The sequence below is a fragment of the Veillonella sp. VA139 genome, from assembly GCF_003992005.1.
GTDB lineage: Bacteria > Bacillota > Negativicutes > Veillonellales > Veillonellaceae > F0422.
Window position 1 is genome coordinate 12,967 of sequence record NZ_RQVL01000009.1, and the last position, 20,959, is coordinate 33,925.

General features: G+C 42.9%; 17 protein-coding genes. 2 read left to right on the forward strand and 15 right to left on the reverse strand.

What is annotated here, in order from left to right; all coding sequences use genetic code 11:
* Positions 1–42: 42 nt before the first annotated feature.
* The 3 genes from EO125_RS04580 to ileS form a co-directional block, all read right to left on the reverse strand.
* Positions 43–3,204, reverse strand: a complete 3,162-nt coding sequence (locus EO125_RS04580; protein ID WP_206168366.1) for an autotransporter outer membrane beta-barrel domain-containing protein — start codon at positions 3,202–3,204, stop codon at positions 43–45.
* 380 nt (positions 3,205–3,584) lie between these two features.
* Complete coding sequence (locus tag EO125_RS04585; protein ID WP_127147867.1) at positions 3,585–4,118, reverse strand: cysteine hydrolase family protein; 534 nt, start codon at positions 4,116–4,118, stop codon at positions 3,585–3,587.
* A 100-nt stretch (positions 4,119–4,218) separates the two neighbouring features.
* Positions 4,219–7,053, reverse strand: coding sequence for an isoleucine--tRNA ligase (gene ileS, locus EO125_RS04590; protein ID WP_127147916.1), 2,835 nt, complete (start codon positions 7,051–7,053; stop codon positions 4,219–4,221).
* 489 nt (positions 7,054–7,542) lie between these two features.
* Here ileS and EO125_RS04595 point away from each other — a divergent pair, with 489 nt between their 5' ends.
* Together EO125_RS04595 and EO125_RS04600 are read left to right on the forward strand one after the other, a co-directional pair.
* Positions 7,543–8,250 (forward strand): suppressor of fused domain protein, encoded by a 708-nt coding sequence (locus tag EO125_RS04595; RefSeq protein WP_206168367.1) that lies wholly within the window; start codon positions 7,543–7,545, stop codon positions 8,248–8,250.
* A 1-nt stretch (position 8,251) separates the two neighbouring features.
* Complete coding sequence (locus EO125_RS04600) at positions 8,252–9,451, forward strand: MFS transporter (protein ID WP_127147868.1); 1,200 nt, start codon at positions 8,252–8,254, stop codon at positions 9,449–9,451.
* Positions 9,452–9,761: 310 nt separating this feature from the next.
* On the opposite strand, the gene EO125_RS04605 is transcribed toward EO125_RS04600, so the two are convergent.
* The 12 genes from EO125_RS04605 to EO125_RS04660 all read right to left on the reverse strand — a co-directional run bounded on the left by EO125_RS04605 (position 9,762) and on the right by EO125_RS04660 (position 20,957).
* Positions 9,762–10,577, reverse strand: coding sequence for a sulfurtransferase (locus EO125_RS04605; protein WP_127147869.1), 816 nt, complete (start codon positions 10,575–10,577; stop codon positions 9,762–9,764).
* A 341-nt stretch (positions 10,578–10,918) separates the two neighbouring features.
* Positions 10,919–12,214, reverse strand: a complete 1,296-nt coding sequence (gene hemL / locus EO125_RS04610) for a glutamate-1-semialdehyde 2,1-aminomutase (protein WP_127147870.1) — start codon at positions 12,212–12,214, stop codon at positions 10,919–10,921.
* Positions 12,215–12,236: 22 nt separating this feature from the next.
* Positions 12,237–13,211, reverse strand: a complete 975-nt coding sequence (gene hemB, locus EO125_RS04615) for a porphobilinogen synthase (protein ID WP_127147871.1) — start codon at positions 13,209–13,211, stop codon at positions 12,237–12,239.
* Positions 13,212–13,224: 13 nt separating this feature from the next.
* Positions 13,225–14,760, reverse strand: coding sequence for a uroporphyrinogen-III C-methyltransferase (cobA, locus tag EO125_RS04620; RefSeq protein ID WP_127147872.1), 1,536 nt, complete (start codon positions 14,758–14,760; stop codon positions 13,225–13,227).
* Positions 14,757–15,695 carry a hydroxymethylbilane synthase gene (gene hemC / locus EO125_RS04625; RefSeq protein WP_127147873.1) on the reverse strand — a complete coding sequence of 313 codons (939 nt, stop codon included), beginning with the start codon at positions 15,693–15,695 and terminating at the stop codon, positions 14,757–14,759. Before hemC ends, cobA begins: the two co-directional genes overlap by 4 nt.
* Positions 15,692–16,978: a glutamyl-tRNA reductase gene (hemA, locus tag EO125_RS04630; RefSeq protein ID WP_127147874.1), complete on the reverse strand. Its 1,287-nt coding sequence runs from the start codon at positions 16,976–16,978 to the stop codon at positions 15,692–15,694. The genes hemC and hemA overlap by 4 nt, the downstream gene beginning before the upstream one ends.
* Positions 16,947–17,582, reverse strand: a complete 636-nt coding sequence (locus EO125_RS04635; protein ID WP_164726439.1) for a bifunctional precorrin-2 dehydrogenase/sirohydrochlorin ferrochelatase — start codon at positions 17,580–17,582, stop codon at positions 16,947–16,949. The genes hemA and EO125_RS04635 overlap by 32 nt, the downstream gene beginning before the upstream one ends.
* Before the next feature lie 64 nt (positions 17,583–17,646).
* Positions 17,647–18,126 (reverse strand): DivIVA domain-containing protein, encoded by a 480-nt coding sequence (locus EO125_RS04640; RefSeq protein ID WP_127147876.1) that lies wholly within the window; start codon positions 18,124–18,126, stop codon positions 17,647–17,649.
* Between the two features lie 13 nt (positions 18,127–18,139).
* Complete coding sequence (locus EO125_RS04645; RefSeq protein WP_127147877.1) at positions 18,140–18,925, reverse strand: RNA-binding protein; 786 nt, start codon at positions 18,923–18,925, stop codon at positions 18,140–18,142.
* Positions 18,915–19,733 (reverse strand): pyrroline-5-carboxylate reductase, encoded by an 819-nt coding sequence (gene proC, locus EO125_RS04650; RefSeq protein ID WP_127147878.1) that lies wholly within the window; start codon positions 19,731–19,733, stop codon positions 18,915–18,917. Before proC ends, EO125_RS04645 begins: the two co-directional genes overlap by 11 nt.
* A 16-nt stretch (positions 19,734–19,749) precedes the next feature.
* A complete protein-coding gene (locus tag EO125_RS04655) occupies positions 19,750–20,253 on the reverse strand; it encodes a cell division protein SepF (protein WP_127147879.1) in 504 nt (167 codons plus the stop codon).
* A 14-nt stretch (positions 20,254–20,267) separates the two neighbouring features.
* Positions 20,268–20,957 (reverse strand): YggS family pyridoxal phosphate-dependent enzyme, encoded by a 690-nt coding sequence (locus EO125_RS04660; protein ID WP_127147880.1) that lies wholly within the window; start codon positions 20,955–20,957, stop codon positions 20,268–20,270.
* Positions 20,958–20,959 lie beyond the last annotated feature (2 nt).

Below are 20,959 nucleotides of genomic sequence, written 5' to 3' on the forward strand. Positions count from 1 at the left end.
TATTAGTATACTACGAGGCCTGTGATTAGACTATAGAGTGTGTTACCAAATATATTTTACGCTTACATTGCCACGGTACCCTTGGTAATAAGAGCCACCTAAATTTCTTTCAAAGCGAACATCGCCATACACATACCAGCGATCACTCGTACGCCACTGTGCACCGATACCTAATTCACCGATAGTGCGACCATAATCACCTCTCAATGTATCTTGACCGATGTGCACTGTATAGGCATTGGTAAAAGTTTGCCAGATATTGGCTACACCATACACTGTGCGATGTGCAACGCCTTGTCGATTGTAACTTTCACGGGATAAACGAACACCAATACGTCCTACCAACGTACCATGTCCCCCATGAGATACCGCTTTATCGGTGCCATGGATACCTTGTAATTTAAGATAGGAATACACTAATTGACCTTGTGGTTCTAAAATCGTGCGACCATGTTCGTTCTCGCGCAACACATGAGGTCGACCTGCTTCTACAGATCCAGCAAAGCCCCAACTAGATTGTGTTTCTTTACTATGACCTACCGCTTCATAGGCATTACGAAGGAAGCTCACTTGTCCAACCCAGTCTACGTATTGATCATGAGCGCCGTATTTCGTTCTTGTTAAACCGATGGATAGATTACGTACTGCACCTGTGCCAGTTTGTAAGTCTGTAGCCTGCTGCCCTTTGTCATCTGTATTAAAATTATCATAGAACTTCGCTTGACCATATTGGTATGCTACATAAGCACCATTAAAGCTCGTAGTACCATCTTCTTTTGTTTTCACATTCCAATCACGACCTAATTGAATGCCATTTGTATGTAATGTATAGCCAAATCGATGTCCATTATGATGTCCGTAATCTTTGATGACTTTCGCCCACATTGGATGTTGATCACCATCTTCATGATGGGCATACATGACACGGCTCATCGGATAGGATTCCATATGACGTTGTTCATGTAACACACGAGGGTTTTCACTACGACGTTCATGCAAAGTACGCAAAATTTGACCCATCATACGCGTGTTCACCTCTGGCATTTGCGTATACCCAGGAACACGTTTATCAAGCATCGGCGTTTTATTCAATCCTGTCAATGTCCAGTACCACTCATGTTTATTATCTTTCACACGGTGCGCTAGTTTCAATTCACCTGCACCGGTTGTTTTCGCCACCCCTGTGAAAGCCCCTTCTTCTGTGCCAGCTTCTGTATCGGCACGAACTACCGGTACTGAATTTTTATTTAAATCTGCTGCAATGGATCCAATAGATCCATCGATTACTTCTTCTTTGCCATTGGCCGATACAGGTACAATCTTAGTTGTGCCAGTCGCCGTGCCTGTAATATGTAACAAGTCAGATTTGGAGTTCGTTCCTACATCATCACCTGGGGAATCCCATTTTGTGTTCATCTTCACCGTTCCATCGGTACCGATGTAATTCCCATTCAAGGTCAACACATCTTCATAGGATTTATTTACCGTGGTGATAATACCACCAGTATTATTAAAAGTAGATGCGGTAGTACCATCTTTTTGTACGGTAGTCACTGTATATTCTGCTTTAGATCCATCTGTCAGGTTAGTACCCGCATCAAGAATACCACCATTAGACAATGTCACTGTGGTAGCTGTAGCAGTTTGAGGTCCCGTCAAATCTTCCTTCTTCGCCAATCGCCAAGTAGCTCCTGTATCTACGGTCATATTCAAAGTAGACCATTTGTCGGCTTGAATTAAGCCTGTGACTAGAGCTTTATCTTTAATGGTAGCTGTTAACTCTGAAGTGGCACGTTTCGTTTCATCGGTGGCGGTTATATTTTCTGATTTGGCACGAATGAGCCATCCCTTTTTCGCTGCTGTGGCTTCGGATAAGTTGCCAGAAAGAGTGAATTTGGCGTTTTTGACGTTCATTGCGCCCCAGTCAAAACGGCTGCGTAATACATCTTCTTTACCTAACATGCCAGCTCCCCAGATTAAATCACCATTCTTTTTAAACTCTGCATTTGCTAACACTAAATCATCCACTTCAGATGTAGTCGACAATTTTGTATTATGCAAGGTAACCACATTATTAATATTCTCTTTTCCACGAGCTAAGACCTCTTTAAACCTCAAGAAAGAGTTTAAGTTTACTACTCCTAAATTTTTATAATCAAAGGTATCAAACACAATAGCATTAGTACTAGATTTAATTTCAGACGCTTCTTTTGTGTTAGCCCCAGTAACAGTGAACTTTGAACCGTTATCAAATAGTCGTACCGCTCCAGAACCGCGGTATTCTTTTCTATCCCATGTGACTACACCATTCGTTCCTGTGGTGTCTACGGTCAGTTTTCCATTTGCTACTACCTGAGCTCCGACTCCAGCATCACCATTCCCTGGTTTACCAATTTTAATACCCGCAGAGTTAACCCCATTAGCCTTTACCGTAATCGAAGTGTCACCATCAAATGTGGCTTTCGCATCGGTTCCTGATACATACAGGCCAACTAGATAGTCTGCTACTTTAGCTGCGCTTTTATCTTCTACGGTAACATTTACAGCACCTGTGCTATGAAATTCAGGTTTTGCTCCATTAGAACGGTATAGACGAATCCCTGACATTTGGTATCCCGTTTCAAACTTACCTTTAGGAACCGGCACTCCCGTATAATTACCTCGTTTCGTATCTTCTGTATTATTAACTACTATATTGGCATTATTCACAGTAAATTTCGTGGTAGCATCTTTGTCACCGCCATTCCATCCATAGCCAACAGCCACACCATAGGCTGCATCACTATCGGGACTATGACCTGTATCAGCTTGTCGATTCGACTTCGTCACGGTTACATTCAGATTATCAATATTTGTATCAGATGTGCCACGCACAATCATCCCTTTGGGACGGTTATTCACAGCTTTGCTACCAGGGGTAACGGTAATGTTCAAATTCTCTGCTGTTAGGTTCGCGCTTGTGATATTCATACCTAAGCTTTCATCTGCACCATTCTCCATAGTTACAGACAAATCTTCTGTACCTGTTATAGTCAGCGTCGCTCCATTCGAGACACCTACTCCAGAGTTAGTATACGTATCCGTTCCACCTGTCTCTGTTGTTGTGCTGTTATAAGACTGCTGCAACGCACCATAGGATACACTCGTTGTCAGCGCATAGGCCGTTAACATCGCGGCCACACTCATCACACACTTTCTTTTCATTCTTACCGCTCCTTAACACACAATGTACGCACATTAAATGGTGCACAACCACCATCTTGAATACCTCCATTCTACCCCCCCCGATTCCAGTTGTCAAGGACAATCGCCTTTATTTGTGCTCCCTAAAAACACTTTGTGAATTATATACCGATTGGGAGTTCTTTATTCAATTCGTTCTCTCGAATGTAGATGCTACATTCATGCTATAGATAAATATTTCTTATCATCATATGGTGGTCACCCGCCCCTTATAGAACGCTTACCAAAATCTATCTGACCCTACCAGAGACTCTCTTGATACTACAAACATAAAAGAGGAATACCGACTCATCAGCATTCCTCTATCTATTGTATTCTTCTACGTTATACTTGCTTATATATTATTCTTCCACAATGCACTGACACATCTTCATCGTCAACAGTGCCGCCTCATGGGATTCTCGGGTCACCCCTGCACAACATCTAGCATCTACATGCAAAGGTATTTCCGGTAGGCCCGCTTTCAAAATGAGTGCATTCGATACGACGCAAATGTCTGTGCATAGACCAACCATCGTAATTGTTTCAATAGATTCCGCTTCATGCATCGCCTTAAGGTGATCCAATAAAGCTAAGGATCCAAAGTTAGGTTTATCTAACACATCCACTCGTTGTCCTCGTTCACGAGCCACTTCCAACAGGTCATCAGCAATCTCCCAGCCTTTGGTGCCACGGGCACAATGTTCCACCGGCAAATGCTTCCCCTCTTGGCTTTCAAGATAACCGCCATCGTGGGTATCACGAGTAAACACAATGAGACCAGTAAAATTGCGAATTTTTTCACGTACCGCCGGTACAATGGCCTGCGCCTGTGGTGAACCTAAAGTTCCATCAATAAAATCATGTTGCATATCTATCACAATCAATACGTTCATAGGGCATCTCCTTTGTTAGAAAGTAGGCAAGGAAATGATACATTCCCTTGCCTTACCTAAATTACTAGTACTAAACCTTTGACTACTTATGCTATTGTCATTATCCTTTGACTACGTCAGCACAACGAGCACATAATGTTGGATGATCCCCATCTTGACCAACTGTGTCACGGTGAATCCAGCAACGTTCGCATTTTTCTAACTCAGAAGGAGTTACCACGATGGATAAGGCTCCGTCTTCTACTGTTACTGCGTTGGCTGGTGCATTGTTACGGCCTTCCACTACATGTGCTTCAGACACGATTAGCAAGCTAGCTAGGGAACCCCCGAATCCAGTCAATGCTTGATACGCATCGCCATCTGCATAGACAGTGATAGATGCATCCAAGGAGTGACCGATAGCTTTATCACGGCGAGCCCCTTCTAAGGCTTTTGTCATTTCGCTACGAAGGTCTAACATCGTCGCCCAACGAGCGGACAATTCTCCGTCCACATGCTCTGCATGACCTTGTGGCCAATCTGCTAACATCACGCTTTCTTCCATGCCCTCTTCTTTTGGCATGTATTGCCATACTTCTTCGGCTGTGAAAGAAAGAACTGGAGACACCATTTTAACTAATGTTGTCAAGATTTCGTAAATTGCAGTTTGCGCACTACGACGAGCTACGTTGTTTTCTTTCTCTGCGTACATTGTATCTTTCAACACGTCTAAGTAGAAAGAAGATAAATCTACTGTACAGAAGTTATGGATTGTGTGATACAAGATGTGGAATTCATAGTTTTCGTAAGCATTTGTTACTTTTTGACGAACTTCTTCTAAACGATGCAATGCCCAACGATCCAATTCTGTTAAATCTTTGTAAGCTACTTTATCTGTGTTCGGGTTAAAGTTATCTAAATTACCCAACAAGAAACGGAATGTGTTACGGATTTTACGATATACTTCCGCCAATTGTTTTACGATATCTTTGGACAAACGCACGTCTGCTTGGTAATCTGCAGAGGATACCCATAAACGCATTACGTCAGCACCGTGTACATCGATGATGTCGGAAGGAGCCACTGTATTGCCTACAGATTTAGACATTTTACGGCCTTCCCCGTCCACTACGAAACCGTGAGTCAATACGGCATTGTATGGTGCATGACTACGTGTAGCGATACCTGTTAACAAGGAAGAGTTAAACCAACCACGATGTTGGTCGGAACCTTCTAAGTACATAGCACAAGGTACATCCATTTCATTTTGTTCCAATACGCCAGACCAAGAGCTACCGCTGTCGAACCATACGTCCATGATGTCTGTTTCTTTGTGGAAAGAATCATGTCCGCAAGATGGACATGTGAATCCTGCTGGCAATAATTCTTTCGCTTCATGAGCCCACCAAGCGTTGGAGCCTTCTTTAGCAAACCATTCTTGTAAAGAAGAGATGGTATCATCATTGATGATGTGCTCTCCGCAATGGTCGCAATAGTAGATAGGAATTGGCACACCCCACGCACGTTGACGAGAGATAACCCAGTCCCCACGGTCTGCAATCATATTATAAATACGGTCATGACCCCATTTAGGAATCCATTGTACTTGCTCGTCGATGGCTTTCAATGCTTCTTGACGGTAGCCATCCACGGAAGAGAACCATTGTTCTGTAGCACGATAGATAACAGGGTTTTTACAACGCCAACAATGGGCATATTGGTGACGGATATTGCCTTTTTGTACCAACGCACCGTTATGAGCTAAGATTTTGATCACTGGCACTTCTGCATCATGGATTTCAACACCAGCTAGTGGTTGTTCTGTATCACCATAGCGAGGTTCATCTACTTTGGCAATGTAACGACCAGTAGCATCGACTAAGGATAGAATATCAAAATCGATTTTACCTGCATCTTTGTATGCTTTCACCACGTTAAAGTCATCTTCACCATGAGCAGGAGCAGTATGTACGCAACCTGTACCAGCATCTAATGTAACGTGAGAACCCAACAAGATAGGAGCATTACGATCTGCAAATGGATGTTTAAAGTTCGCCAATTCTAATTCGCTACCTTTGAACGTATTCAACACTTCATAGGATTCTACGCCCATTTCTTTGGTAGCTGTTTCAATCAAGCCATTCGCTAATAACCATGCCTCATCGCCGATTTTCACCCAAGAGTAATCTAATTCTGGATTCACAGAAATCGCTTGGTTGGCAGGCATTGTCCAAGGTGTTGTTGTCCAGATGACGGAGAACAATTTGGTTGTATCAAGACCTGCTGGCAATGTACTTTCAGCGCCGTTTACGTAAGCAAATTTAACATAGATGGAGAAAGATTTCTTCTCAGCATATTCAATTTCCGCTTCTGCCAAGGCAGTTTCACAATGTGTACACCAGTATACAGTTTTCAAACCTTTGTAGATGTAACCGCGTTTCGCCATTTCACCGAACACGCCGATTTGTTTCACTTCGAACTCAGGGCGCAATGTCAAATACGGACGATCCCATTCGCCAAGTACACCGAAACGAATGAAATCTTTCTTTTGTTCTTCCACACAATTGAGTGCGTATTCACGACATTTGTTACGAAGATCCAGAGGACTCATTTCATGACGGTTCAAACCAGTGTTTTTAATAACCGCATGCTCGATAGGAAGACCATGTGTATCCCAGCCAGGAATATATGGTGTGTAATGGCCTTGCATCGTTTTATATTTCATCACAATGTCTTTTAATGTTTTGTTCAAGGCATGACCGATATGCAATTTACCATTTGCGTACGGAGGGCCATCATGTAAAATAAAAGATTTTTTGCCTTTATTTTTAGCTAAGCGTTTTTCATAAATTTTGTTATCTTCCCAAAACTTGATAAATTCTGGTTCGCGCTTTGGCAAATTACCGCGCATAGGAAATTCTGTTTCAGGCAAGTGCAAGGTCTTACCATAATCCACTTCATTAGACATTGTATTTCTCCTCTCAATAAAAAAAGCACCCGCTCCCCGAAGGGACGAATGCAAATCCGTGGTACCACCCTACTGATGATTCTTGTGAAAGTAACCCCCAACGAATCATCGCTCAAACATATAACGGTGTCCACCGATGTGAGTACCCCCAGTACGGGCTCCCCAACATATACTCAAAAGTGATCCGCCATGCATTCACCCATGAGGCTTTCACCATCCCTCACTCGCTCGGAGCTACCTTGCATGACCGTCTTTATCAACGTATTAACATATATCGTTGTCAATTACAGGTACAATTATATACTATCTGTGGGGCACTTGCAATAGGGGCAAACACATTCGACGGTGTCAATATGAACGACATATGATATTGTCATAGTGTAAACATAGTTAGTATAAAATGTTTGTAAGAAGATAGACATGGTTTGATATAATAGATATATCCACTATTTAGTAAGTGCAGAAAAAGGAGTTACAATGAAGGTAAGTAAAACAGTATTAGTATTAACAGCTATTATGGGGATGACTTGGTTAGGAACATTTGCAATGAATGGTGTCGCTTATACGCCGGAAGAAGTACCCCAATATGGAATGTTAGTCATAGAAGACGCGGTAGAGCTTGTGTATCCTAATAAATCGATCTATACGAATTATGTTCCTCTGATTCGTTGGGACCTAGGAGGACCAGATCCTCTAGATAGAGTCGCCATTTATGACGGCGGAGACTATTATAAATATGTCACCTATGGATTAACTGAACTTTATGATAAAAAAAGTGAAGATAGAACAAAAAGTGGGTTTGGTATGGAATTTACCCTTAAGTTAAAGAAAGATGCCTATGAGGATGAAGAAAAGGAACTCAAAAATGTAGTTGGGCACTTACAGACTCTTGCGAGAGCCACCAAAGAAGATGGAGAAATTTTTAAACCTTATGAATACATTTATACAGGACAAACTTTTGGCATGGACATAGAGCATAAATCTAACATTGTTGGTTTTATTACAATTCCTGATCCAGAATTAAGAGTTGTACATAACTTTTATGGAAGTGTAGATTTTATTGCATTTATTGGTGTAACGGAACAAGAATTACAAGCAGTTATGAAAAAAGAACTTACTGTAAAAGAGTTATACGAAAAACTTGGCAGTGATGTGACAAGTTATACTAGAAAGTCTGTGATATAGTATGGAACTTTGGAAACGCACATTATACGTTTGTTTATTTGGTGCCTTCATGGCATCGGTGGGGCTTAGTCAAGCAGCTCCGCTTATCCCCTTATATTTACAGGACCTAGGCGTCCACGATCAGGGGGACCTCGCCAATTGGTCTGGTCTCGCCATGGGGATGACCTATCTCATGGTGGCCCTCTTCGCACCCTTTTGGGGTAAGCTGGCCGACCGCAAGGGGCGCAAACTCATTTTATTGCGCGCTAGTCTTGGCATGGCTATTACAAATGCACTCCTCGGCTTTGCCCAAACTCCAGAGCACATTGTTATCATACGGATTCTAAATGGAATGATTTCCGGATTTTTCTCTGGTTCTATTACACTCGTAGCCACACAAACACCACAAACCCAAACGGGCTGGGCCCTAGGACTCTTGTCCGCTGCCAACTTGGGTGGCTCTCTCCTGGGTCCCATGATCGGTGGTTACATCGGTGGTCTTTTTGGCATTCGCTACGCCTTCTTCATCGTGTCTGCCTTACTAGGGACAGCCTTCCTATCTACCTTATTCTTTGTAAAAGAAGAATTTACACCGCAACCAAAAGGGGCCTCTCAATCCTTATCCACGTTGAAAGCGTCCATTCCCGACTGGAAAGGACTCATCTACATCTCTGTAGGCTCTTTTATCTTCGCTTTCACTACCATGGCAACAGCTCCTATCCTATCTGTATTCGTACAACAAATCGTAGGACAGGGCGCAGAGCACATTGCCCTTTTGGCAGGATTAGCATTTACGGTAACAGGTCTCGCACAAATGGTGGCTAGTTCTGTCCTCGGTAAATACATCGATAAACTAGGACCACGGTTCATCCTGTGGACTAGTTTCATCTACGTCGGTCTCGTGACCATACCACAAGCCTTCGTGACCGACATCTACACCTTGTGCATCTTGCGATTCCTACTTGGCATCGGCCTAGGCGGATTATTACCAGGTATTAATACTTTCATCTCGAGCATTACCCCAAAAGCATTCGCAGGACAAGTCTTCGCCTATAACCAATCTACCTTGTTTATGGGCTACTTCATCGGATCCCTTGGAGGCTCCTTTATTGCATCCCAATGGGGGTTCGGAGCAATGTTTATCACCACTGGGGCGATGATTGCCCTCACAGGAGTGTTCTTGAAAGTCACATTAGGGCGTACTCGAACAGCTAATCATTAATTACATTCCTGTAAAATACTGTATATTTTGAAACACTATATACTTCGTATTATATTAGTTCTTTACTACTTAGTATCTGCTATACAATATATACTCATAAGGACACATGCAAGAAACTATTAAAAAATAAATGCAATATAACAAAACAGAGGTCTTATTCCAAAGGCCTCTGTTTTTTCTTATTATATTAAAACCATTTTGTATATAAAGGTACTCTACTACTGCTACGTATTTAGCGTAAATTATGCTATAACAGTACTTCGTATGCATACGAATCAGTATCTAGTATACTTATAATAACAATGTAAACCTATAATGTATTCACACCTGTTTCCAAAGGGAAGCCTTCATAGGTCACCCAATCGCTAGAGCTACCTACGTACATAGCAGGTTCTACACCGATTTCGGCAAGAGCAATCATCAAATTCGCTGCAGTCACGCCAGAGCCACAATAGGTGACGATAGGTTTTTCCATCTTAGCTAAGTCACCGTAGGCTTGTTCTAACTCTGGAACTGGACGTACACCATCAGCGGTAAATCCCCATTCGTAGAAATGATTGATCGCCCCTGGGATATGTCCTGTCATACCATCCATAGTATCCACTACAGATCCATCATAGCGCTGTGGTGCTCGTGCGTCGATGAGGACATGACTGCCAGTTTGGCTAGCTTGTAATACTTCATCACGATGCATTAATAAATGGTCTTGCAAGGTATACTCCAATGGCTTTGAATCTGCCACGGTTGGTGTCTCCTCTTGGGTCAACGGATACCCTTCACGATGCCAGCGCTCAATGCCACCGGCTAGGACTTTCACATTGGTGAAACCCATGTATAGTAGCAAGAACCGCAAGCGACCAGCAAAGGAAATCCACGCGTCGTACACTACGATGTGGGAATCCATGGTCACACCGCATTCACTCAATCGTTGTGCTAATACGGACATATCTGGCACCGGGTGACGACCACCGTGCACGCCTAATGGTCCGCTCATATGCGCATCCATATCGATGGCAAAAGCCCCTGGAATATGGGCCCCTGCATAGGCATCAAAACCTCGTGCATCCAACACAACGACTGTATCTAATTGTTCCTGTAATTCTTTCGGTGAAAGTAACACGCTCATTGTTACACCTCCAATATATAAATTAATATGTCTATGTTACATCTCTATCCTATCTAGTATGCATAAAAAATATGCCTTCAGAGGATAGCTATTGCTGTCTCTCCAAGATATACTATAGGACCTTAACTATCATATAGAAACTATCTCTTACGGTTCTGTTAGATACAATAGAAACTGTTAACATACCCATACAAACAATAAAGAATGCCATACACTCTCTATAATCTAGTGTAACATAGATTATCTTCGATGTGTATGGCATTTCTATTCATACGTGTATTCTGTTGAATGCTATTGATTCCCGTCAGTTTTCAATACTTTGAAAGCCGTCAGTTCACCTTCTAGCCCTTAATCGCCTGAAACGCTTCTTTTGCAATTTGCAATGTGTATGCCAAGTCTTGTTCGCTGTGGCATGTGGACAAGAAGTTACTTTCATATTGGCTGGCTGCATAATAGATGCCACGTTCCAAATTGTAGTGGAAGAACGTTTTGAATGCTTCCATGTCACAAGCACTAGCATCATCGAAGTTACGCACCTCTTTGTCTGTGAAGAACAAGGTAAACATAGAGCCCACACGTTGCAGCACCACAGGTACGCCTACTTCTTTCGCTGCCGCTTCTAATCCTTGGCATAAAGCTTCTGTAGATTCCTCTACTTGACGGAATGCATTCGGATGTTTTTGCAACATTGATAAAGTAGCTAGACCTGCTGCCATGGCTACTGGATTACCACTCAAGGTGCCAGCTTGGTACACAGGGCCGGATGGAGCGATGGCAGACATAATGTCTTTCTTGCCACCGAATACCGCCATTGGTAAGCCACCGCCTACGATTTTGCCTAAGCAGGTCAAATCTGGAATGACATTGTAATATTTTTGTGCCCCTCCAGAACTGGATCGGAATCCGCACATTACTTCATCAAAGATGAGGACTACGCCGTGCTCTGTCGTTACTTCACGCAAGGTTTCCAAGAATCCTTCCACAGGAGGCACGCAACCCATATTGCCTGCTACTGGTTCTACGATGATGGCTGCAATGCTTTTTCCATGTTCTGCAAATAACTGACGAACCGCATCAGAATCATTGTACGGCAAAGTAATGGTATCTGACGCCACACCTACTGGCACGCCTGGACTATCTGGAACGCCGAAGGTCGCTAAGCCAGAACCAGCTTTCACCAACAAGCTATCACTATGACCATGGTAACAGCCGATAAATTTCACAATTTTGTCACGACCTGTATAGCCACGAGCCAAACGCAATGCACTCATCGTAGATTCTGTACCGGAGTTCACCATGCGTACCATTTCCATAGATGGATAGAAAGCTTGAATTTTCTTCGCTACTTCTGTTTCTAGTAACGTTGGCGCTCCATAACTAGTACCACGAGGGATGGCTTCCAAAATGGATGCGACAATTTCAGGATTCGCATGGCCTAGAATCATAGGACCCCAAGACAATACGTAATCGATGTACTCATTGCCATCAATATCGTAAATGCGAGATCCACTGGCAGAACTGATGAAAGGAGGATTGCCCCCCACACTGCGGTAAGAGCGAACAGGACTGTTCACGCCGCCCGGCATATATGTACGAGCCTCTGCAAAGGCTTGTTTTGATTTTTCTAAACTAAACATAATTGGCTCCTATATTTCCACACTATTTTTCTTGTAGCCAACGTGCCACATCCAAGGCATGGTAAGTAATAATCATCTTTGCCCCTGCTCGTTTCATGGATAACAAGGTTTCTAAAGTAATGCGTTTTTCGTCCACTAAACCTGCTGCCGCAGCTGTTTTAATCATGGCATATTCACCGCTGACATTGTAAACGGCTAAAGGACAATCGAAGTTATCCCGTACTTCGCGTACAATATCCAAATAGGATAGAGCTGGTTTAATCATAATGATATCCGCCCCTTCGATGATATCTTGTTCCACTTCACGCAAGGCTTCTAAACGATTGGCCTCATCCATTTGGTATCCTTTACGGTCCCCAAATCCTGGCGCAGAATGGACTGCATCACGGAATGGACCATAGTAAGCAGATGCATATTTCGCCGCATAACTCATGATGGATACATGGCTGAATCCCTCTGCATCTAAAGCTTCACGGATCGCCGCGATACGTCCATCCATCATGTCCGATGGCGCCACCATGTGAGCGCCCGCTTTCGCATGGCTCACTGCTACATTGCACAACAATGGCAACGTCGCATCATTGATGACTTCATGATGCTCCACATGACCGCAATGACCGGTAGATGTGTATTGGCATAAGCATACATCAGAGATCACGATTAGGTCTGGTACTTCTTTGCGGATCGCCATAATCGCTTGTTGCACCGGTTGTTCCATGTCCCACGCAGAAGAACCATCTTCATCTTTGTAAGTAGGAATGCCGAAAATTTCCACACCCTTGATACCTAAGTCATAGGCTTCTTTCGCCAATTTTACAGCCTCATCCACGGACACATGGTATTGTCCTGGTAAAGAAGAAATTTCTTCTTTCACAGCTGTTCCAGGAACGATAAATATAGGATAAATTAAGTCTTCTACTTGTAATGTTGTTTCACGAACCAACGCGCGCATGGCTGGATTAATGCGCAATCGTCTTGGTCTATTTCGTAATTCCATACTGTGCCTCTTTCTATTTGCAATCGTTCAAGATTAAGTCCACCATCGCAGGGATTGTGAAAGTTTCTCCAATTAAATCTGGTTGAATTCCTTCTTCCACGCAAGTTGCGCCTGTAATTGGTCCAATACAAACAACCTTCGTATTGCCTAGTAAGGTCACCGCATCAGCTCCAAGCATATCTTTTGTATTTGTCACCGTAGAAGAACTTGTGAACGTAATGTAATCTACTTCTCCTACTCGCAAGGCTTCTTCTAAATATTCTTTGTGGGACGTATCTTGTACCGTTTCATACAAGCGCAATACCGTCACGTCGCATCCCGCCTGTGAAAGTCCTTTATAAATCACGTCGCGCGCCACTTTTGGTTGTACCAATACAAACCGCAAGTCCCCTAGCGCTCGCTCTGGCCATACACGGCCTTGTTCAGCAGTAATCGTTTCTACCACAGATTCCGCTTGGTAATTTGGTGGCACGATGTCCGCACGAATCCCACGATCTAATAAAGATTTCGCCGTCGCACTGCCGATAGCACATACTTTCATAGAACCTAAAGCACGGCTATCTAAGCCACGGTCTAATAAGCCATCAAAGAAGAATCGTACTCCTTCGGCAGATGTAAAAATTAATCCATCGTAGGAAGATAAGCTATCGTATGCCACATCCATCTCCTCTGTACGAGGCAAGGCTTGCGTTTTAATAGCGGATGCTTCGATGACGTGCGCCCCTAATTCCAGTAAACGCTCCGACAAAGCACTCGCTTTACTACGAGCTCGTGTGACAACGATGGTTTTACCAAATAATGGTTTATTATCGAACCAACGTAATTGATCCCGCAAGGATACCACTTCCCCAACGATAACGATGGCTGGCGCTTTCAATTGTGCTTTCTCTACATCCTCTACCACATGTTCCAAGGTAGAGACCAACGTTTCTTGAATTGGTTTTGTGCCCCAACGGATGACCGCCACTGGCGTTTCCTTAGGACGACCATATTTGATTAAGTTAGTAGCAATACTAGGCAAATTAGAAATGCCCATCACAAAGGAGATCGTGTCCACAGATTTAGCTAAGCCTTCCCAGTTCATACCAGACTCTGGTTTTGTTGGATCTTCGTGACCTGTAACAATAGCAAAGGAAGTAGCCATGGCACGCTGTGTGACAGGAATCCCTGCATAGGCTGGCGCAGAAATACCAGATGTAATACCTGGCACAAATTCAAATGGCACGCCTGCTTCCACCAAAGCCAATGCTTCTTCACCACCACGACCAAATACTAATGGATCCCCACCTTTTAAACGAGCTACTACTTTGCCTTCTAATCCACATTTTACGAGAAGTTCGTTGATTTCCCATTGATGCATCGTATGATTGTTGCTTTTCTTACCTGCATAAATGATCTCTGCCCCTTCTTTCGCATAGGACAAGAAATGCGCATCTGCTAAATAGTCATACACAATAACATCTGCTTTTTCAATACATTCCTTGCCTTTTAGAGTGATTAATTTATGATCGCCTGGTCCGGCACCAATTAAATATACAATGCCTGTCATTTCAATACTCCTCTTTCTACTAAATCGTCAATGATGGCTTTGCCCCCTTCTTCATAGAGAGCTTTCGCCAAATTACGACCTAACATGTCTGCTTTTTCTTTTGGACCTGACAATTCACCTTCAAAACAATTTTTTCCATCTAAGGAAGCAATGATAGCTTTCAACGTTAATTGTCCTTTATAAATCGTCCCATGTACACCCATCGGCACTTGGCAACCACCTTCAAGTTGACGAAGGAAACTGCGTTCTCCACGGGTCGCCCACATAGTATTTTCATCGTGCAATACAGATAACATGTCTAGCATTTCTGCATCGTCCTTGCGACACTCAATACCAAGCGCCCCTTGACCAACAGCAGGAATGATTTCATCGCTGGTGAAAGTCTGTGTTATAACAGATTCCAAGCCCAACCGTTTTAACCCGGCCTCTGCCAGTACAATGGCATCAAAGTTTTCTGTTTCTAATTTATTCAAACGTGTTTGCACATTGCCACGAAGTACAGAAATCTGCAAATCAGGACGTCGATTCAATAGTTGTGCTTGACGACGTAAACTGCTAGTGCCTACCTTAGCACCTTGTGGCAATTGATCTAAGGTTTTATATTTCGGAGATACCAAGGCATCGCATGGTGTTTCTCGCTCTGTAATAGCACCTAATACCAAATCTTCTGGTAATTCTGTAGGCATATCTTTCAAGCTGTGTACAGCTAAATCGATGCTACCATCGCGCATGGATGCTTCTAACTCTTCTGTAAATAATCCTTTTCCACCGATTTCAGCCAATGGTTTTTCTAGAATACGATCACCTTTCGTGCTGTGATGGACTAACTCCACCTTGCATTGTGGGTAATGTTTGCGCAATATATCGGCTACATAATTGGCTTGCCATAAAGCAAGGGCACTACTACGGGTGCCTATGCGAATTATATCTCTCATGGTGTGTCGTCCTCCACTTCCAAAGCAAACATATCTTGGAATAACTTCCAATAATCTCGTTCTTCCTCTTTACCCGCTATTTCACCAAAGTGAATCATTGGATCCCGCAATAATTTACGCACCAACATACGAGACATATTGCTAATAATTTTGCGCTCACGATCTGTCGCATCTGGTAACTTCGCCATAGCACGATGCACTTCACGTTTACGAATGGCTTCTGCTTTTTCGCTGAGTAAAACCATAATAGGACGAACCGATAAATATTGCAATTTCTCTTCGATTTCCTGTAACGCTTCTTCTATAATCGGTTCTGCTTTGCGAGCTTCTTCCTCTCGTTGATGCTTATTCGCTTCTACTACACTTTCCAAGGCATCAATATTAAACAAATAGACACCTGGAATCTCTGTTACGTCTGGATTGATATCACGAGGGACAGCAATATCGATCATGACAATTGGCTTACCACCACGACCATCCATAATTTCTTCTGCTTCTTCTCGCTCGATCACGTAATGTGATGCACCTGTGGATGTGATGATAATATCTGCTGTCTTGGCTTCTTCCACAAAATGGTCAAAGGCAACCGCCTTACCATTGAATTGTGTGGCCAATTCTTCTGCTGTTTTAAAAGTCCTGTTGGACACAAACATACTCTTCACACCCTTAGCTTGCAAATGACGTGCTGTGAGCTCGCTCATTTGACCAGCCCCTAAAATGAGAACCTTTGCCTCATTCATCGGTATATCTAAGCTATCTTCCGCCAAATTCACAGCTGTATAACTCACAGACACAGGCGTATTCGCAATACCCGTCATCGTCCGTACCCGTTTCCCTACAGCAATGGCTTTTTGGAAAATAATATTAAACACAGATGCTGTTAACCCCTTGCTATAGGAAGAAATATAAGCCATCTTTAATTGGCTCAAAATTTGACCTTCCCCTAACACAAGAGAGTCCAAACTAGATGCTACCCTAAATAAATGAGAAATACACGCTTTCCCTTCATAAAGGAAGAACCATTTCTCATCTACATTTACTGTCTCTTCTCCTTTCAGATGTAGCAATAAACGTATCATATATTCTTTTACATTCTCCATGTCATTTAGAACGACATAGAGTTCTGTGCGGTTACACGTCGATAAAAGGACGCACTCCTCTACTTCTTCATGAGCATAAATGTGATCCATAGCATGATCGAGAGCTTCTTTAGAAAAAGAAAATTTCTCTCGTACATCTACAGGGGCACTTCTATGATTCAGACCTAATACGACTAATTGCATGTACAATATTCTCCTTCACTGAGTCTTCTTGACCCTCTACTATTTGTATAAACTCCGATTCTCCTAAATAGGTACGCCAGAACTGTTCTCGCTCTTTTGGAGTATCTAATATATGTTGTAATTCTTGTCTCCATAGACGAATCTGAGGTAGCCACTCGGCTAATATGCCATATCGTTTTTCTATATCCTGTCTAAGCAAGCGACTCACTCGTGGGCTCACTTGATTGGTAAATATAGAAATCTCTAAATCACCAATCTCCGTAGCACTGCCGAATACCCAAGTAGAATCATCTTTCACATCAGCCCGATTAATGAAAGCCTGCACCCCTTGAGCATCTTCCATGACTTGAGCATTCACAGCAGGAATGTCCGTAGCAATAATGACAAACTGTTGACCTACCATATATTCTGAGCTATAAGGCTTTGCTATCCATTGTAATACACCTGCTTCATGGTATGTTACAATGTCAGGCAATACATCAGGACTGACTACTATAACAGATGCCTTTTCTTCTATTAATTTTTCAATTCTGCGCAGGGCCACTTGCCCTCCGCCGACCACAAGACAAGGTCTATCTTTTAGTGAAAGTCCAACTGTTATCATCCTACTATCCTTATATGTCTCTACAATGGCAAAAACGGCTTGAATAATCAAGCCGAAATTCACCTTATGCTTCTGTTTCAGTCTGTACAGGTGTAATTTCCTGTAAAGCAATACCATCTAATAATTGTAATTGCGCTGTTAAAATTGATTCTACTTTTGCACGGAATACGGCCATTTCATTGGCAATGGTAGCATATTTAGCTTCTGCTTCTCGCAAGGCGCGATTTGCATCTTCCAAGATCACTTTACGTTGTTGCTCTGCATTTTGTAGAATTAAATCAGCTTCTTTGCGAGCTGCTTCTTTTACGTTTTCACCAGTTTCTTGAGCTAGTACCAATGTATTGCGCATCGTTTCTTCAGTGGACTCATATTGATTCAAACGTTTTTCCATTTGCTCAACTTTATCAGTCATTTCGCGATTTTCTCGATACAAGATTTCATAGGCTTGTACCACTTCATTCAAGAACTCGTTTACTTCATCGCAGTCAAAACCACGAATACTTTTTCCAAACTCTTTATTATGAATATCCATTGGTGTTAACATAGGATCAGCCTCCTTACATAAATCGTTTTAGATGTACTCCAATACGCCCTTTTTTAGACGTCCCAGTAATACTTTCTATTTGCATACGACCTCTGCCACGAAGAGAGATAACATCCCCTTCTTTCACTTCTTGCGCTGGTCCTTTCGCAGGTTGCCAATTCACTTGTACCAATCCTGCCTTAATGGCTTCTACTACTTTTGTACGAGATGTACTAAAACCAGAAGAAGCAATAGAATCCAATCGCATAGACGCCACAGTAGTTCGTACTTCTTTTATTTTTTCTTCTTTCGGTTGTAATTCACTCAATTCCATCCGAGATACTGTGACAGTAACCATAGCAATTTTTGTGAAGTTTTGAATCACAAAATCTGCTATCGTGTCGTCTACAATCACCTGAGCACCGCCACTAGTGACGATAATATCCCCGAAATGAGTGCGGTCGATACCGAGTCCCATCAAGGAGCCCAATACATCACGATGCGTCAACAGTCGGAATCGTGGATCCCAAGATACTTTCAGCACCGCAATTTGTAAATCTACCGTACCTTGAAAGTGTGGGTCCACAAAGGCCACTCGAAGACGTTCTGCCCCTTCATAGCCACCACTGGAAATGATGTTAATACCTCCGAAATTCGCTTTCACTGCATCGGTAATGACAAGCCCTGCGGGGGACATAAAATCTGTCACACGGTACGGTCTACCTGCTTGTACTTGCTCCGCAAGGTCAATCATGCGGCGCGCTTCTTCTCCATTACCAGATGCTTCAAAATATCGAATTAACTTTTCTTTATCTTTCACGTTGTTTTCCTATTTCATTTGATCGCTCATAACAAGCTAGGATGCCTTCCATAATAGAGGACCGTAATCCTTCTTTTTCCATAGCAGCAATACCTGCTATGGTGGTTCCCCCCGGAGAGGTCACTTGATCCCGCAGTACACTCGGATGAGAGCCTGTTTCCAAAGCAATTAAGCCTGAACCATACATGGTCTGTACCGCCGCTTGCAACGCCAATGGCCTAGTGAGTCCAATCCGAACTCCTGCATTTGCCATAGCATCTAAAATGGTATACATATAGCCAGGGCCCGCCCCTGCTAAGGCGCCAATACGGTCTAAATCAGCTTCTGAGCATACAACAGCTTCCCCTAATGCTTCAAAAATGCGCAGGGCTTGCTCCCGTTCACCTGGAGTTACGTCCTCACTACTTGCAATGGCTGTAAAACCAGCTTTCACTAAAATCGGCGTATTCGGCATAGAGCGCAACCAATGCGCATGAGGTGCAAAGGACTGCAATGTGTCCAATGTAATGCCTGCTGCAATGGAAATGCATAGCGTTCTCGGCTCAATCAGTGGGCCTACCTCTTGCATAAGAGATGGCAATACTTGAGGTTTTACGCCAAATACGATGGTTCTATACTCATCAAAGGCAGGTATGGCATCACAGTCCGTAAAGGCTGTTACACCGAATGTGCGCTCTAATGCTGCCGCTTGTTCACTGCGACGCACCAATACATCTACTTCCTCAGGACCCCAAATACCTTGTTCCAAAGCCCCTTGTAAAATAGCACCACCCATCGCTCCTACGCCAATTAGTAGTATTTTTTGCATGGCTACCTCCTAATACTTAGGCTTGTGGCTCTTTCCAAGCTAATTTATCAGATATTTCTGTATATTCTTTATCTGTATAATCTACCGTTACATTCACTGGTACACAGATAAAAATATCTTTACCAATTTTTTCTAATTTGCCATCTAAGGCAAATGTAGCACCACTAACAAAGTCCACAATGCGTGCAGCTTCATGAGGGTCTGTATTTTCAAAATTAATCACTACTGGACGCATATCGCGTAATTGATTTGCAATGTGTTCAGAGTCTTCGAATGCTTTTGGCTCTACGATGACTACTTTCATACCACTAGAACGTTGTGCCACTGTGTTATATCCTCCTGTTTTTGGATGTACTGCTGATGCTACAGGTCCATTACCACCTGCCACTGGTGCTGTAACCACTGGCTGTTGAGATTCTTCATCATATACATCTTCTGGATAATCTTCATATTCATATCCATCATCTTGATTACCGCCAAAAAAGTTTTTTACTGAATTCCAGCTGTCTTTCAGTGCCATCGTCATTTCCTCCGTTACTTATCATAGTGGCGTTCTCCAAATATTGCAGTTCCCACTCGAACAATATTTGCACCCTCTTCAATTGCTACTTCAAAATCATGGGTCATCCCCATGGATATATATTCAATCTGTCCTTCATCGAAATGAAGTTTCATGTCTTCAAATAAAGCATGTGCCACTCTAAAGATAGGGCGTGCCTCTTCTGGATCATCCAAAAATGGTGCCATACACATAAGCCCTTTTACCCGTACATTGGGTAATGTTTTAGCATATTCTCGTATGGCAGGAAACTCTTCCACATCCATACCAGACTTGCTTTCTTCTCGTGCCACATTAACTTGTAGTAATACTTCTTGTATCAAACCTTCTCTAGCGGCAATGCGCTGAATTTCATCCAACAACTTAACATTGTGAACCGAATGAATTAACCGAAACTTGCCCACTGCATTACGCACCTTGTTGTTTTGTAATTGTCCAATCAAATGCCACTGTAGCTCCGGACCCTGGTAGAGTTCCATTTTTTCTTTTGCTTCTTGTACGCGATTCTCTCCCACGGCTCTTACCCCTAGGTGAGCTACCTCTTGTACAGCCTCTACAGGATGATTCTTCGTCACCGCTACTAGCGTAACAGAATCTGTTCTTCCCACTCGTGCCTTCGCCGCTTCGATGCGTTCCTGCACTTCATGTAATGCTGTTGCTATCATAT

Bases quoted from the DNA above. Each gene is read 5' to 3' on its own strand.
- EO125_RS04580 (WP_206168366.1), bottom strand. From the start codon at position 3,204: ATGAAAAGAAAGTGTGTGATGAGTGTGGCCGCGATGTTAACGGCCTAT.
- EO125_RS04585 (WP_127147867.1), bottom strand. From the start codon at position 4,118: ATGAACGTATTGATTGTGATAGATATGCAACATGATTTTATTGATGGA.
- EO125_RS04595 (WP_206168367.1), top strand. From the start codon at position 7,543: ATGAAGGTAAGTAAAACAGTATTAGTATTAACAGCTATTATGGGGATG.
- EO125_RS04600 (WP_127147868.1), top strand. From the start codon at position 8,252: ATGGAACTTTGGAAACGCACATTATACGTTTGTTTATTTGGTGCCTTC.
- EO125_RS04605 (WP_127147869.1), bottom strand. From the start codon at position 10,577: ATGAGCGTGTTACTTTCACCGAAAGAATTACAGGAACAATTAGATACA.
- hemL (WP_127147870.1), bottom strand. From the start codon at position 12,214: ATGTTTAGTTTAGAAAAATCAAAACAAGCCTTTGCAGAGGCTCGTACA.
- hemB (WP_127147871.1), bottom strand. From the start codon at position 13,211: ATGGAATTACGAAATAGACCAAGACGATTGCGCATTAATCCAGCCATG.
- cobA (WP_127147872.1), bottom strand. From the start codon at position 14,760: ATGACAGGCATTGTATATTTAATTGGTGCCGGACCAGGCGATCATAAA.
- hemC (WP_127147873.1), bottom strand. From the start codon at position 15,695: ATGAGAGATATAATTCGCATAGGCACCCGTAGTAGTGCCCTTGCTTTA.
- hemA (WP_127147874.1), bottom strand. From the start codon at position 16,978: ATGCAATTAGTCGTATTAGGTCTGAATCATAGAAGTGCCCCTGTAGAT.
- EO125_RS04635 (WP_164726439.1), bottom strand. From the start codon at position 17,582: ATGATAACAGTTGGACTTTCACTAAAAGATAGACCTTGTCTTGTGGTC.
- EO125_RS04640 (WP_127147876.1), bottom strand. From the start codon at position 18,126: ATGTTAACACCAATGGATATTCATAATAAAGAGTTTGGAAAAAGTATT.
- proC (WP_127147878.1), bottom strand. From the start codon at position 19,733: ATGCAAAAAATACTACTAATTGGCGTAGGAGCGATGGGTGGTGCTATT.
- EO125_RS04655 (WP_127147879.1), bottom strand. From the start codon at position 20,253: ATGGCACTGAAAGACAGCTGGAATTCAGTAAAAAACTTTTTTGGCGGT.
- EO125_RS04660 (WP_127147880.1), bottom strand. From the start codon at position 20,957: ATGATAGCAACAGCATTACATGAAGTGCAGGAACGCATCGAAGCGGCG.